The organism is Aurantivibrio plasticivorans (assembly GCF_055392955.1).
Genome location: NZ_AP036020.1, coordinates 1513322 through 1528597 on the forward strand (window position 1 = coordinate 1513322; position 15276 = coordinate 1528597).

10 protein-coding genes are annotated in these 15276 nt (G+C 47.4%); 4 read left to right on the top strand and 6 right to left on the bottom strand.

The window, feature by feature from the left end; genetic code table 11:
- Positions 1 to 25: 25 nt before the first annotated feature.
- From ACZ5NB_RS06745 to ACZ5NB_RS06755, 3 genes are all read left to right on the top strand, one after another.
- Entirely contained in the window at positions 26 to 379 is a 354-nt protein-coding gene (locus ACZ5NB_RS06745; protein ID WP_460232267.1) for an FHA domain-containing protein, read from the top strand.
- Positions 380 to 481: 102 nt separating this feature from the next.
- Positions 482 to 2923, top strand: coding sequence for a protein kinase domain-containing protein (locus ACZ5NB_RS06750; protein ID WP_460232268.1), 2442 nt, complete (start codon positions 482 to 484; stop codon positions 2921 to 2923).
- Between the two features lie 96 nt (positions 2924 to 3019).
- A complete protein-coding gene (locus ACZ5NB_RS06755; protein ID WP_460232269.1) occupies positions 3020 to 3376 on the top strand; it encodes an FHA domain-containing protein in 357 nt (118 codons plus the stop codon).
- Between the two features lie 75 nt (positions 3377 to 3451).
- Here ACZ5NB_RS06755 and ACZ5NB_RS06760 read toward each other — a convergent pair whose 3' ends face one another.
- From ACZ5NB_RS06760 to ACZ5NB_RS06785, 6 genes are all read right to left on the bottom strand, one after another.
- Positions 3452 to 6550, bottom strand: a complete 3099-nt coding sequence (locus ACZ5NB_RS06760; RefSeq protein WP_460232270.1) for a YncE family protein — start codon at positions 6548 to 6550, stop codon at positions 3452 to 3454.
- A 488-nt stretch (positions 6551 to 7038) separates the two neighbouring features.
- Positions 7039 to 7974, bottom strand: coding sequence for a TraB/GumN family protein (locus tag ACZ5NB_RS06765; protein ID WP_460232271.1), 936 nt, complete (start codon positions 7972 to 7974; stop codon positions 7039 to 7041).
- A gap of 25 nt (positions 7975 to 7999) precedes the next feature.
- Positions 8000 to 9955, bottom strand: a complete 1956-nt coding sequence (locus ACZ5NB_RS06770) for a VacB/RNase II family 3'-5' exoribonuclease (protein ID WP_460232272.1) — start codon at positions 9953 to 9955, stop codon at positions 8000 to 8002.
- A 117-nt stretch (positions 9956 to 10072) separates the two neighbouring features.
- Positions 10073 to 10549 carry an ABA4-like family protein gene (locus tag ACZ5NB_RS06775; protein ID WP_460232273.1) on the bottom strand — a complete coding sequence of 159 codons (477 nt, stop codon included), beginning with the start codon at positions 10547 to 10549 and terminating at the stop codon, positions 10073 to 10075.
- A gap of 4 nt (positions 10550 to 10553) precedes the next feature.
- Positions 10554 to 11153 (bottom strand): DUF2239 family protein, encoded by a 600-nt coding sequence (locus ACZ5NB_RS06780; protein ID WP_460232274.1) that lies wholly within the window; start codon positions 11151 to 11153, stop codon positions 10554 to 10556.
- Between the two features lie 174 nt (positions 11154 to 11327).
- Entirely contained in the window at positions 11328 to 13676 is a 2349-nt protein-coding gene (locus ACZ5NB_RS06785) for a Tex family protein (RefSeq protein WP_464107888.1), read from the bottom strand.
- A gap of 257 nt (positions 13677 to 13933) precedes the next feature.
- On the opposite strand from ACZ5NB_RS06785, the gene ACZ5NB_RS06790 reads away from it, so the two are divergent.
- The gene (locus tag ACZ5NB_RS06790) at positions 13934 to 15130 is read left to right on the top strand and encodes an acetyl-CoA C-acyltransferase (protein ID WP_460232275.1); all 1197 of its coding nucleotides are present in this window, start codon (positions 13934 to 13936) and stop codon (positions 15128 to 15130) included.
- The last annotated feature ends 146 nt before the right edge of the window (positions 15131 to 15276 follow it).

A 15276-nucleotide genomic window follows, 5' to 3' on the forward strand; every position in this document is an offset into this window, starting at 1 on the left:
CACCTAACAAGAGATAGGCTCCATCATGGCATTTCTAAGACATTACGCCAATGGCTCCCCCATTGGCGCAATCGAATTGACCGAGGCGGTAACCATTGGTCGAGCAGATGAAAATACCATCGTTTTAGACGACGGTACTGTCAGTGGGCGTCATGCACTGGTGCTACCGCGCGACGAGCTTTGGGCTGTGGTGGATAATAATAGTACCAACGGTGTTTTTTTTCAGGGCGATAAAATTACTGAGCATACATTTAATGATGGCGACATCATCACTATTGGTACTCATGAATTTGAGTTTGTGTTTGAGCTGCCCAAAGAATTTGAGCGAACACTTAAAATAAAAAAGAGCTGGATACCTGGCATTTACTACACCGAGTAGGCCACTTATATCAGTTTCATGACGGCGTTGCTTATGGTGGTAGCAGGCCATCGTTTTCTAGCAGAGTTTTTCATTCACTAACGAAAAGGTTTTCTGCGGTACATGGCGTCAATGATAAACATCACAAGGGTTTTCAGCCTCCGCGTTGCTGTGATCGTTTTAGCGCTTCTGCTTGTCCTGCCGATGGCTCGGCCTGGGTGGCTTTTGGTATTAGACCAATGGCTTTTCAATGCAGGTGAAATACTGCGTAAAGTGGATGTTCAACCTCTCCCAATTGCCGTTGTATCTTTATCATCCGCTGAAGCCGAAGCGTTTACCCATAACCCCGGTAGCCTTCATGACGTCTACACAATGCTCAATCGGTTATTGGCGAGGAACGACACTCGAATTGCCATTATCGTTGACGGTGGTGTAAAGGGTGCAAGCGTTTTAGAGCAAGCGGTGTCTGAGGTCGAGCTTGTTGAGCCTGAAATAACTCCGCAAAATAGCAGCGACGTAGATAAGCCATCCTCTAATCTCGAAAGTGACAATTTGAAGGTTGGTGAGTCTCAACAAGACACCACCATCAGTGCAGAAGAAACACTCCGCCGTTATCAGAAAGCAGCCCCTCATATCCGGCGTCTTCTCGATTTAAATCGAGTCATTGTCTGGGATTCACAATCGAATTTCGTATCAGTCACACGAAATGATTTTGAAATTTCATTATCGGAGTCCACAGCTAGTCACTATTTTAATTCACTGCCAAATTTCCTGAGGCCACAACTCCATTCGATAGACGAACCGCCTTTTTCGACAGACAAGAATCGAACAGTGCATTTACTGACTACTTCTAAAATGAGTCAAATAGAGGCCGGGCTGCCTTTGGCTGTCTTGGGGCATTTCGAAAATCAATATCAATATCGTTGGAATCAACAGGCAATTCATTTTTCAGGCTTCAATATCAATACATCATCGATGGCTGAAGTCATACCTGCCAACGTTTCTTTTCCGTACGCTGCAAAAACGGTCGAGGAAACGCTCGAACAACTTCCACAAGAGCGTTTGATTATAGTGAGTGCTTTATCTGAGTTTCAAAATGAGGCCTTGTTGAGCACTCTCTCATCCTTACGGCAGCAAACTCATGTTTATAAGCCTTATTGGTTCGATAGCTTTGAGGTGATTCTACTCTCTCTACTTTCAATTTTACTGATCGTTTCATTTCCAAAGCTATCTAACGGCGCAAAAGTGTTGGCTGTTTGCCTGATTGTGACGCTGTTAGTTGTCGCGCAACTCGGTTGGCAAGTAACGCAACAGCAATGGTTGCCTATGGGCATTATTATGCAGTTTGTTTTGTTGGCTGCTATCTTACTTTCTGTTGCGCAATCGCAGCGATCACGGGAGTTACAGTTGATCGCAGCAGCACATGGTGCCCGCTATCAGTTAGGTTTACAGCTTTATCGCGATGGTCGAAATGATGATGCCTTATTAGCAATCAAAGAGTGCCATGCGTCGGAAGCTGTATTAAGCTTGATGTACGACATTGCGGCGCAGCAAGAGAGAAAGCGCCACTATGCGGAAGCCGTTAAGACCTACCAATCAATTGTCGAACGCCAAGAAAACTTTAAAGATGCTAAGCAGAAAGTTGAAAAACTGATGGCTTTTAGTAGTGGCGGGGCTGCCAGTTTTCATGATACTGGCGACATCGCTAAAACATTAATTATTTCAGAATCTACCATTAATAAACCTGTGCTTGGCCGTTACGAAATCGAACGTGAGTTGGGGCGTGGTGCAATGGGCGTTGTATATTTGGGGCGAGATCCCAAAATATCTCGGCAAGTAGCCATTAAAACATTGAGCTATGCGCAGCTCGACTCGAAAGAGCTAGAGGAATTTAAATCGCGTTTTTTTAGAGAGGCTGAGGCGGCAGGCCGATTGAGTCATCCCAATATAATTACCGTCTATGATGTGGGTGAAGAGCACGATCTTGCGTTTATTGCTATGGACTACGTTGATGGTAAATCACTTGCGTCTTATGTGCATGAAGATCATTTGCTATCCCTCGCCGATGTGTGCGAACTGATCGCGCAGGTTGCTGATGCATTAGCCTATGCGCATCAACATCAAATAATACATCGCGATATTAAACCCGGGAACATTATGTATCAGGTGTCTCACCGTATCGCAAAAGTGGCAGATTTTGGGGTGGCGAGAATTGTTGATTCTGCCAAAACAAATACCGGTGATATCTTGGGTAGCCCTTTGTATATGTCGCCAGAGCAGCTGCAGGGAGCCAAGGTGAGTTTCCAAACTGATATTTATAGTCTTGGCGTGACCTTGTACCAATTGTTGACTGGCAAATTGCCGTTTAGTGCTGAAAATCTTGCCACTCTGACATACAACATTATTAATGAAAAACATAAGGGCGTTCGTGATATTAGGCCTGAGTTACCGAAAGGGTTCACACGAATCATTAATCGCGCGATGAACAAAGATCCGGATAAACGCTTTTCTACAGCAGAAGAGTTCGCGGTAGCGTTGCGAAAGCTATCGAAAGACGAGCTCTAGGTGGTTTTGGCGCGTCAAAGCGTTTACTTGTTCACATCGCGAAAGCGTTGTTTGGTTTAGAGTTAAACGCTTAACAATGAAGTTTGGAGACGATATATGGCTTTGTTAGCTCAGCTTAATGATGGTGTGGTGGCGACGCGCTTTGAGATTGAAAAAGAGTCGTTAACGATTGGTCGGCACCCGAGTAACCTGGTATATATCGACGATGATGCCGTCAGTGGCCGCCATGCGGTTATCTCTTGTAAACCTAACCCCGACTTTGCACAGTTTAATGAGTATTATCTTGAGGACATGCAAAGTACGAATGGCACATTCGTTAATGATGATAAAGTATCGGGTACTGTGCGGTTACACCACAACGATATCGTTCGCATTGCTTGGAATAAGTTCAAATTTATCGATGAGCACGAGGCTGATTTGGAGAGGACGCGTCATATGGTGAGTAGTGATTAGTTTATTTCCCGTTTCGTGTGAGCATAAAAAAATCCGGCCTAGGCCGGATTTTTTTATGCGCGTTTAGTTGGCTGCTTAAGCGTCTTTGTCAAAGACGCCGTCGCTATCCCGATCGACACCAATGCGAGTACCATTTCCAGGTGGGGTACACGTAAAGGTGACGGCGCTGCCTTGATTGATTGCCGTGTTGATAAGGCTAGTACGAGTGTGGACCGCAACACTTGAATCGTTAGGAACAAACGCTTGCGAGTCGTTCATCACGAAGCTAATGGCATCTCCACCAAGTACTGTACTGGCTACAAGATCACACTCGGGGCGGGGGACAACCACGAGAGCTCGCTCTATAAGAAGGCTAACTCTATTGGTGACATCGCTACGACTACTATTACCCGCTGTAACTGTCACTTGTTGGCCGACAATAGGATTCATCTCCGAAGAAAATGCGAGTGATAGTTCCTCTACCAATCGGGTATCCGCATCGTTAAGCGTAAATACGTCTTCACTTAAGAAGTCAAAGATTGTCCCGTGAGAACCTGCGTTATCAAAACCATAACCACGAATTTGATCACCTAAATTAGGGAACTGACGTAGTTGAGAGTTCGTCGCGAACATACCCACTTTCTGGTACATGTTACGTAGATGTGGAATCTTCATATCTTCTTCCACGCCTGGGCCTTCCGTTGCCATCGTGCCATCGGTACCAAATTGGTTAAGGTTGACGTTGAGACGGTGACAGCCGTTGCACGTAGTGATGGTATCCGACACGACGTTATTGTAGATATCCAATGCGTCTTGCTGACGTGGTGTTAGGCTATTGTCTAGATTCGCGATTGGATTCGGTGGATAGGTTATTTCCAATGCAAATTTTGCAAACGCATCCATTTCAGCGGTGGTGAGCTGATTTTCGCGAGCCAGCAAGCCAGTGAAGGCGACATTAAAGTCTTCAAAAGCTTGTTCTTCTATCGTTTCATTGGCATCAGCACTTTGACCGGTTCTATCTCCACGCCAATGCATAGGACCATTACCGCGTAGACCGCGAAGACTTTGCGTTGTCATTGGTCCTTTCATCGGGTGAAGATCACGGTTTCTTCCGAAAAAGAAAATATTCTCGTTGTACTCACCAGGGTTGCGGACAACTTCATCATCCGGATTTCCAAGATCCCATGCCAAGTGGTCCATGTCACCAAAAGTGTGACAGCCAGAACAGGAAGAATCACCCCGGCTCGATGTGTAATTGGCATCGTAGAGGAAACGTCGACCCGTCTTCACAATTTCTGGTTCAGGGTTGTGCATGGTAACGTGTGCAGTCTCCGCTAAACCACTCGCAATACTGACAACAGAAACACCATTGTCGTAACGTGTAGTAACGAAAGCTCGACCTCGACCCTCATCGAGCACGACGCCTGTGGGTGCACCGCCGGTGAGAACCAATTGATCTGCTGTGGATGGAGAAAATGTGTTGTTTTCAAGTTGGCTGGTATTGAGTCGCGCCAGTTTGTTCGAACTCATTGCCGCAACAAATAGCGTGCTACCATCCGACGTCACCGCCATTTCGAGCGGTGTTGCTAGGGCACGTGTCTTCTCCGATGTGGTGCCGAGATTGCGGCTGTAATCGATATGTTTATTGAGATGGCGGGGTAACACATTGCCATCGTCAATGACGGTGATTCGGCTTTCAACAAAATGGCCACGTACAGTTGTAGAGCGCGACCCTGGACCTTCGAAACGAACGAGGTTGCGTGCTTCTGTATTTGAAACATACACGTTGCCATTGGCGGGGTTCACGGCAAGATTGAATAGTGTTGTCCCAACACCAGACACACGGTCTATGACGCGTGGCGTGGTCGCGCTAGCATCGATGGTGAATACATCGTAGTCGGGCAAGTTTAAATTAACGCGACTATTCCAAATTTGTGGTGCTACGCCGCGCGTTGGGTCACCGTGATCTTTCCAGTTTTGTCCATCAAACTGAACAATTAGACCGGTTTCTGGTTGCTCATCACCTGCGGAATCGGTGTAAGGGGGGGCTTTTTCAATACCGCCTTCACCACGATCATCGGTAATAACGGTGGTTTTGTTTCCCGAATTAAGTACCGCCGCATAGACACGAGTGCCGCTGGCATTTCGAGCGAGGCCGCGCATAGTGTCACCAAACATATTTAAAATGGTGACGGGAGTGCCGGTCAGCGAAGATCCCGTGTTATTGCTGTTAAAGACCCAAACGTCAGCGCGGCCAATACCTTCGGTTTGTAGTTGCGGGTCGAATGGCGCATTTTGACCACGGTGTGCCGCTGTAATAAATGCAAATCGATTGTTGCTTCCTGCAAAAACAATGTCTCGTGGCTCATCGCCAACTAATAACGTTTTAGTAATGCGTGCTGGGGTTTGCGACACATCGACAATGCTGATGCTATCCGATAGGTGATTGACTACCCAAAGCTCGCCGCTATCTTTTAGTGCGACGGCAACTGGCTCAAGTCCAACCAAAATTGATTCTATGAGTACGGGAGTATTGCCAGATACATTAAACACTTCGACGCGGTTATCCGGTGTATTTACCGTATACAATCGATTGCCGTCTGGCGACAATGCCATCGGCCGCACGTGTCCCGTTTCAAAGGTAACAAAATCACCAGCTTCCGGTACGTCACGATTTACGGGGGGCGGCGGTGGTGGGTTGTCGTCACCTGTGCCTTCTAAGACGATGTTGTCGATTTCATAAGTTTCAAAAAAGCTGCTTGCTGATAGCCTAAAGCGCAATTGTAAGCTGCTGTTATCAGCACTTTGCGGAAGCTCAAACGTTACACGTTGAGCCGAGGACTGCGTCGATTCAATTGGTTGAAAGCTGCCGCCGTTGATAGCAACTTCGGCGATGCCGGCTTCACCAGAGTCTAAACCACTTGTCCCTCGATCAAAGCTGATGGAGAGGTCTTCAAAACCTTGCGTGCTGATACTGGGCGATGTAATCGAGCTGCTGCTACCACCGCGAAGACGAACGCCGTAGCTTCCGCTATAGACGCGGCCGCTCGTTGTGTATTGCCCGGTGCCATTGTCAAAACTCTCTTCGTAAACTGTTGTCTGCGCAAACGCAGTACAGCTTATAAGTCCACCGGACGCGACTAACGTTGCGCACAGTAAATCCTTAATTGAATATTTATTGTTACCCTGTCTCATAGGAGTCTCCACGATGAGTGTGGTGTGAGTGCGAAAAATTGTCACAATCGAATGAAAGCGCTGATCAAAGCGCTCAACTGATTGGATTTGGAATAGCGCCGATAAAAACTGAATAAATAGTTTCGGTAATGCAAGATGGCGCTTGGTGATACCTACATCTTAAAGGCAGCAGACGGGGGAAAGTTATTGTTATTATTGCCAATGAGCTTCCGTTTGTATGCGAATCACCGCGGCGGATAGTATTGAACTACTACTGTAGCTGACAACTACAGTAAACGGCTTGTTGCTTTTAAAACGGTTGTTGATGTAATAATCGGGCTATCTAAATTAAGAAAATGCGAACCAATCCTAAATTAGTTTTTATATTCAACTGAATGTGGTGAGGGGTATGAAAAATTTAGAGAGGGAATGTGCGATGAACACGGCGACAAAAAATATTTTTTCGTGTCACACATGTTGAGTCAATAGATGCTATCGTTGTCTCGCAATTAATTTAGCGATACAGGTCGAATCTGATAACCTTTTTGTTTTAGAAGATGCACAATACTTTGTTCACCTAATAGGTGAGCGACACCAACCACAACAAAGTAATTTCCTTTTCCTTTTTTTATAAAGGTTTTAATCTTCTCAGCCATGATGTGGTTGCGTTGGTATAGTAAAGATTCTTTGATGTCTTCCATTTTCTGGGCGAGTGGCCCGGCGCTGCTGAACTCATCTTCCGTTAAGGCGAGTAGGGTTGCCTTATCTGCACACTGCCAGGCCTGCATCATCCTTGATGTGTTTTCTTTCGTTTGCTCAAGAGATGCTAGGGTGTGAGCGAGAATGGCCTCACCATCAAGCGTTTGTAAGTAAGTGATTTGGCTTTCCATTGTCTCTAGGCCGTGCGTATCTGCCGTCGTTGGCATGTTGCGCATTACGTAGCTTTCGACGCCGTGTTCCGGGCTATAGCCTTCGGCAAGAAGTTGTAGACTCGACAAGGTCACGGTAAGAAACCACGGTTTAAAAACCATGAAATTGTCTGCTGGTAGCCCATAGCTTGCTAGTGCATTGCGTAGTTGATTTAGGACGGTGGGAGACAATTGATTATCGAGACGTTGACCCGCCGGCAGCATTCCTTGTTGTTGCATCATTAGAGCGGAAGCTGGATCGTTCATCTCATCGGGAGCAAGCTCAAAGACGAAATGGTCTGATTGTCGAATGATTTTTTCTATCGATGGGTGTAAAGGGTAAAAACTGGGCGAACCTAAATGTATCGATCCGAATATATAGACGGTGCTATGTTCGCCGGGTAAACGCCATAGTAATGAGCTAGAAGGGTCGGCGCATTGTGTGGTATTGGACGTGGCGTTGTAGGAAAGGGAGAATAAAATCAGTAACAGGAAAACGTGTTTGAAGTAATGTTTTAGTCTTGCCTGTACTGTCATTTTATTCTCCCTATCTCGTTGTTGTTTAGCTCTCTATTAGCGAAAGGTTTAGCTGTCGTGAGCCAGTATTAACGCCTTCGAGCTTGACCTGGACCGGTTGCTCTATGACAAATGTAGACTCGTTGACCGTGAGTCGCATACGTATCGAATCATATTTTGCGGGGTTCTCTTTAGTGCCGCGCAATTGAATAAACCCTTCGGCACCTGAATCATCTAATCGCAACGCAATACCTTGGTTACTAATGGCCATAATCTTGGCAGAGAATTGCTGTCCTACCTTGTCTTGCATGAAGTGGCACAGTAGCCATTGATTTAATTGACGATTAACTTGTCGTGTTAGATTAATACGCTCTTGCAATTGTGAGGCTAAGGTTTTGATCGCATCGGTTTTGCTCTTCAGGGGTTGGCCAAGCACAATGCCTTTAATTACTCGATGGTTATGCAGATCCTGATAGCGGCGAATAGGTGAAGTGGTCATTGCGTACTGCGAAAAACCTAAGCCAAAATGAGCATTTGGCATTGCCGACAGTTCACCTGCTTGCATCAGGCGGCGTAGCGTGGCGAGCATCACCGAGGAATCGGAGTCGTTTTGCAGCGTATGGATAAGATGGCAAAAATTATCCAATTGCGTGAGATCGTTGACTTGGTAGTCTGGCATGTCTTTTTTAAGCCAAACTTCTACCTCATGCAGTCGTTCTGACCTGAAGCCAGCGTGAGTCGAAAACAGGCCGATTTCCGCGTTGTGTCCACTTAAAAAAACGCCGGCACACAGGTTGGTGGCGAGCATGGATTCTTCCACCAGTTGGTGTGCTCGATGGGTTTGCCGGATTTGAATTTGCTCAATTTTTTTATCGTCGTTGAGAAAGTAGACATAGTCAACGTTATCATCTTGCTGAATATTGTGTTTTGCACGGTATTCGCTTCGAGCGATGGCAAACTGCTGCAACGTAGTGAGAGATGGTTGAAGGGCAGAATCAATTTTAGAACCTTCTGCGTCTCCTTCTATGCACTGTCGTACTTGTTCGTAGGAAAGCTTCGCTTTCGAATTAATCATTGCAGGAATGAACTCAAAACTCGCAATGTTGCCGTCACTTGCGACTTGCATCTTGCAGACGAGCGCTAATCGATCAGCTTCAGGTTTTAGCGAAAACAACCCTTCAGAAAGCGCGGGAGGAAACATATTAATAGTGCCACCTGTTAAGTAGGCGGTACATGCGCGTTCTTGCGCCTCTATATCAAGAGGAGACCCTTGTTCAACTAAAGCACTTGGGTCGGCAATTGCTGAGTAGAGTGTCCAACCATTGTCGGTGCTTTCAATATACAACGCGTCATCCATATCTTGTGTGGTTTCAGCGTCGATTGTATAAAACGGAAGCGCTCTAAAATCTTGATAGCCAGTGGGAAGTGCTCCATCAAGTTCGTCACTAATGCTGACGGCTTGTGCAACAGCTTCTTGGCTGAAGTCACTCCGCAAAGCGAATTTAGCTAAAAGGTAGCGACGCTCTATGCCTGCCTCGTCGGACTTGCCAATAAGGTGTTGGATACTGACTTGCGCGCGACCATCACGAAACGGGTGACGGGTGAGAAAGCATTTGACTAAATCATCTTGCTGGTACTTTTTGCGCTCTTTGGGTGGTACAAAAAACCAGCGGTTCAATTGCGGCGCATCGGCCTCAACAAAATGATTCTTGCCTTTAATTTGATAACGTCCAACAAACTGTTTCGTGTCACTTTTTATTAACTTTTCAAGTGTTGCGTCCAGCTTACCTTTGTCATTTGTATTTACGCATACCCGGACCTTATCGCCAGGCAATACACGGTTCATGGTGTCAGGCGGCAAAAATGCGTCGCGTCCGTCGTCCAGTGAAACGAAGCCGTAGCGATGTGCTGTGCCGCGTACTACACCAGTGGCGATATCTTTTGAGTCAATGATGTCTTTTTTTAATTGAGAGAGTTGAGAAAGTGCGTCTTTATTGAGCATAAGTAATTGGGCTTATTCGGTAAGTAGGCGAGGCATGTACGACAGCCCCGCTAGCATGTCTAGTGGAGCGGCTATTTTAGAGAGTCGAGTTGGGAATGTCAGGTGAAAATGAATAATTCAGCTGTTTAGTCTTGGGTTGGCTGCTGTTTCTTCTAAGGTGAAACTTCGAGTCAGTAAGGTGCGTTGTACGTAATATAGGATCAATCCCAGAGGTCCGCTAATAAATGTCAGCACAAGAGCTGGGACCGTCCATAAGTGACGGATCCTACAGCGTTTGGCATCTCTGACGATCCAGGTACCCAGGATGAAATCCCAAATTAATACCTGGAGCCACAGCAGAGTCGACGTATAGGGGCTGGTAAGGAGCAGTTGAAACCCCGAGAAAGAAAAAATCCCTGCGCCATCGAGCTTTGGCGGCTTGGCCAATTTGAGCATTAGCCACAGGGATAATAACAGCAGCGGGAGCCAAATGCTTTGGGCCACCCAACGAGTCCTGCTGTAGTGTGGCGCAAAAATTAGCACTGCCCAGGGGACGCATATGATCGTGTTGAAAAGCTCAAATAAGCCCGCTTCCGGTGGTAGTAAGTTAGTCATTGAATTAGTTACTCTCGATTGAAAATGCGTGAGGCATTATTTCTCGAATGTGATGTTTTATGTCGCTTGGCCACGCCTCGATCAACCGTTCAAACTGCTCTGAATCACCCGCATACAAAGCCCGTAGAGCTTCCTCATACTCACTTTGGCTCGAAGCAAAAATCGTCATAAATTTGTACGCAGCAGTTTGGGCGGCGCGTTGAGTGTCTTCTTGTTCGGTTGAGCGTTGTGCAGACATCACTAATTTGCGCAGTGTTGCGGATGCACCTCCTGGTTGTTTTTGTAGCCACTCCCAATGCTTGGGGAGTAGTGTGACCTCTTTCGCGACGACGCCTAACTTGGGGCGGCCCCGTTTCCCTTTGGTGGGCATCGCTTGGGGAGTATCCGGCTTTTTAGCGAACGCAAATTGCTCCGCTAGATGGTCGATGCTGCCACGAAAATCGACTTCGATGACTTCACTAGTCTGGTTTTCAATGATGGTTGCGGTGATTGCATCATCTCCGAGCAACGACTTAACGCGTTGAGCGACATCTAACAATCTGCCAGAGGCGAGACAGTGATCATTCAAAAAAGCGCTACATAGAAGTTCAGCGGATCGTTTCATTATATTTACCCGGGTATTAATTGTGCTTGCAATTTACCCGGGTATTAATCGGTTGTCAATAATATCCGGGTAAAAATAGCGGGGTCGAGCTTACGAAGCATAGGTGTTAAACGAAAAAGCCCCGAGCACTGTGGGGTACTCGGGGCTTTGGTAGAGGTTAAGGCGAGAGAGGATTTATTTATTCTTTTTCATGGCCTGCTGTAACAGAGCGCCCATCGTCCCCATTTGTGTTTGTTGTGGTCGTTGATTGTTATTGCGTTTGCCGCTGCCGGAACGGTTGGCTTTGTTATGGTTGCTGCTGTTGTTGCGGCCAGCACCCGCGGCGGCACCGGTCGAAGGAGCCTGCCCCGGCTGGTCGTCGAGGCGCATGCTTAAACCAATGCGCTTACGTTGTACGTCAACTTCCATGACTTTAACGTTGACGATATCACCCGCTTTCACCACATCTCTGGGGTCTTTCACGAATGTATTGGACATTGCCGAGATGTGTACTAAGCCGTCTTGATGGACGCCAACATCCACGAACGCGCCAAAGTTGGTGACGTTGGTGACTGTCCCCTCTAGTACCATGCCTTCTTCGAGGTCTGAAATTTTCTCAACACCTTCTTTAAATTGCGCGGTTTTAAATTCTGGACGGGGGTCGCGGCCAGGTTTATCCAGCTCCTGAATAATATCGACCACTGTGGGGAGGCCAATTTGGTCGTCAATATAATCTTGCGGTTTGAGGCTCTTTAAGAAGCCGCTGTCGCCCAGGATGCTCTTAACGTCTCGTTGCGTGTTGCCAGCAATTCTTTCTACGACATGGTATGACTCAGGGTGCACAGCTGAGGCGTCGAGGGGGTTTTCGCCATTAGCCACACGCAGAAAGCCAGCGGCTTGTTCGAAAGTTTTATCGCCAAAGCGCGGGACTTGTTTGAGCGAGTCTCGACTAGAGAAAGCACCATGCTCGTCTCGGAAGGTAACGATGTTATTTGCCAGTGTCAGGTTCAAACCCGATACACGAGTAAGTAGGGGCGCAGACGCCGTATTTACGTCAACGCCCACCGCGTTCACACAATCCTCTACCACACCGTCTAGTGAACGGTTCAGTTTGCTAGGCGAGACATCGTGCTGATATTGGCCGACACCAATGGACTTAGGTTCGATTTTTACGAGTTCAGCGAGCGGGTCTTGCAGGCGGCGGGCGATAGAAATGGCGCCACGAATGGTGACGTCTAGGTTAGGAAATTCTTTTGCCGCGAACTCACTGGCCGAATATATGGATGCGCCGGCCTCGTTGACCATGACCTTTTGTACTTTAAGCTCAGGGTTATTCTTCAATACGTCGCCAACAAACGCATCGGTTTCGCGGCTCGCGGTCCCATTACCAATGGCAATCAGATTGACGTTGTAGGTTTTACACCAGTGGACTAGCTGTGCCTCGGCTTCCTGCTTTTTGTTCTGTGGTGGCGTGGGGAAGATGGCACCGTGGTCTAATACCTTTCCGGTGTCATCCACGACCGCCGCTTTCACGCCGGTACGTAGACCGGGATCTAAGCCAATGGTTGCTTTGCGACCGGCAGGCGCAGCGAGCAGTAAGTCTTTGAGGTTAGACGCAAAGACTTGAATGGCGGCTTCTTCAGCGCGTTCCCGCAGCTCACCAAGTAAATCGGTTTCCAGGTGGTTATGGAGTTTGACTCGCCAAGTCCAGCGAACGACTTCGGCTAGCCAGGCGTCTGCCGCACGCCCTTCATCGGTAATACCAAAGTGTTTGGCAATCATAAATTCGCATGGGTGAGCTTTTGGTGCATCGTCATCTAGTTTGAGATCAACATTAATGGCCAAAATACTTTCGTTTCGGCCGCGAAAAATAGCAAGGGCTCGGTGCGAGGGGACTTTGCTTAGCTTTTCATCGTATTCGAAATAATCGCGGAATTTTTCACCTTCTTTTTCTTTGTCTTTCATTACCTTGGCGAATACGTGACCTTCTTCAGCGAAACGCTCGCGGAGCTTCCCGATCAAGTTGGCATCTTCAGCAAACCGTTCCATTAAAATGTATTTAGCACCATCTAGAGCGTCTTTGGGCTCGTTAATTTTGTGCTCTTCGTTCAGGTACTTTGCGGCTTCAGCGGCAGGGTCTAGTGTTGGGTCGCTGAATAGCGCGTCTGCCAGCGGTTCTAGACCGGCTTCAATGGCGATTTGGCCCTTAGTACGACGTTTTGGTTTGTAGGGTAGGTACAAATCTTCCAAACGGTTTTTAGTTTCAGCTGACTTAATCTCGGCCTCGAGTTCAGGGGTGAGCTTGCCTTGTTCATCGATGCTTTTGAGGATGGTCTCGCGGCGCTCCTCCATCTCTCTCAGATAACCCAATCGCTCATCCAGTGTTCGCATCTGTGAATCGTCTAGTCCGCCAGTGACTTCTTTGCGATAGCGTGAGATGAAGGGCACGGTAGCGCCTTCGTCGAGTAACTCGACGGCTGCACTGACTTGCTGTTCTTTAACGCCGAGCTCTTCGGCAATGCGCGCGGGAATAGATTTAATCATGAATTATCGTCTAGCTATAAGTGGTTGAAAAATAGTCTATTTTTGTTGTTGTAGCTCGCAGAGAGCTGCAGCAGAAGGCGGCTATTATGCGCAATTCCCTGTTCGATAACAGACTTGAATTTCGAAAATTTTTGTGGCGATCACAGGGATTCGGTAGAGTGTTGCAAATTAATGCAAAAGGCAGACACGCTTCGCGCGATGGTGTTTAATTCACGCTTTATTCTTCTAACTCAGATAACTAAACGAGAGATGTAAAAATGACCATTTCCCCCGCAAACGATCCAATCGTAGTAGTAAGCATGGCACGGACCCCAATGGGTGGTTTTCAAGGCGATTATGCTGGGGTGGGAGCCGTTGCGTTGGGCGCTAATGCCATTGCAGCCGCAGTAAGTCGTGCGGGATTAGCTGGAGACCAAATTGACGAAGCCATTATGGGCTGCGTACTACAGGCAGGGCAGGGGCAAGCTCCGGCCCGCCAAGCGGCTTTGGGCGCGGGCTTACCGCAAAGCGTCCAGTGTGCCACTCTAAATAAGCTATGTGGCTCGGGCATGAAAGCGATGATGCTTGCGCATGATGGATTGGTTTTGGGTAATAACACTGTCGCGGTTGCCGGTGGTATGGAATGTATGACTGATGCACCGTACTTATTAAAGAAAGCGCGAAGCGGTTACCGAATGGGCGCTGATACTATATACGATCACATGATGCTCGATGGCTTAGAAGATGCTTACGAAAAAGGCACACCAATGGGTGTCTATGCAGAAAACACCGTGAGCAAATATGGCTTTAACCGTGAACAACAAGATGACTTTGCGATCACTTCATTAAAACGCGCTCAGCAGGCAACAGAAGATGGATCGTTTTCTAATGAGATTTCTGAGTATGTGGTCAAAGGTCGAAAGGGCGATGTCACTATTGCCATAGATGAGCAACCAGGCAAAGCACGTCTCGACAAAATCCCGCAATTGCGCCCTGCATTTGTCAAAGACGGCACAGTCACCGCAGCCAATGCCAGTTCTATTTCCGATGGCGCCGCCGCCACGGTGATGATGCGATTATCGGAAGCGGAAAAACGTGGCCTAACACCCATTGCAAAAATTGTGGGCCACGCCAGTCATTCGCATCAACCTGAATGGTTCACTACGGCACCGGTCGGCGCGATGCAAAAACTATTCGATAAAACCGGTTGGAAAGCGGGCGATGTTGATTTGTTTGAAATTAACGAAGCCTTTGCTGTTGTCACCATGGCTGCCATGAAAGAACTGGATCTACCACACGATAAAGTCAACGTTCACGGCGGTGCCTGTGCATTGGGTCATCCCATCGGTGCGTCCGGTGCTCGTATTTCGGTAACGCTGTTGTCCGCCATGCAAGAATACGATGTCAAAAAAGGTGTGGCCAGTTTGTGTATTGGTGGTGGTGAAGCGGTAGCGATGGCGTTTGAGCGGTTTTAGATTATAAAAATAAAACAATAACGTGTCCGTAGTGGTTAGTGGGTTGGAGCTTTACGTGTGAAGCATAAAGAACAACCCACGAACGTGACATTAAAAATCCAAGAAGAATAATGTTCTGCTGTTTTTAATCGATTTCTGGAGGGGAT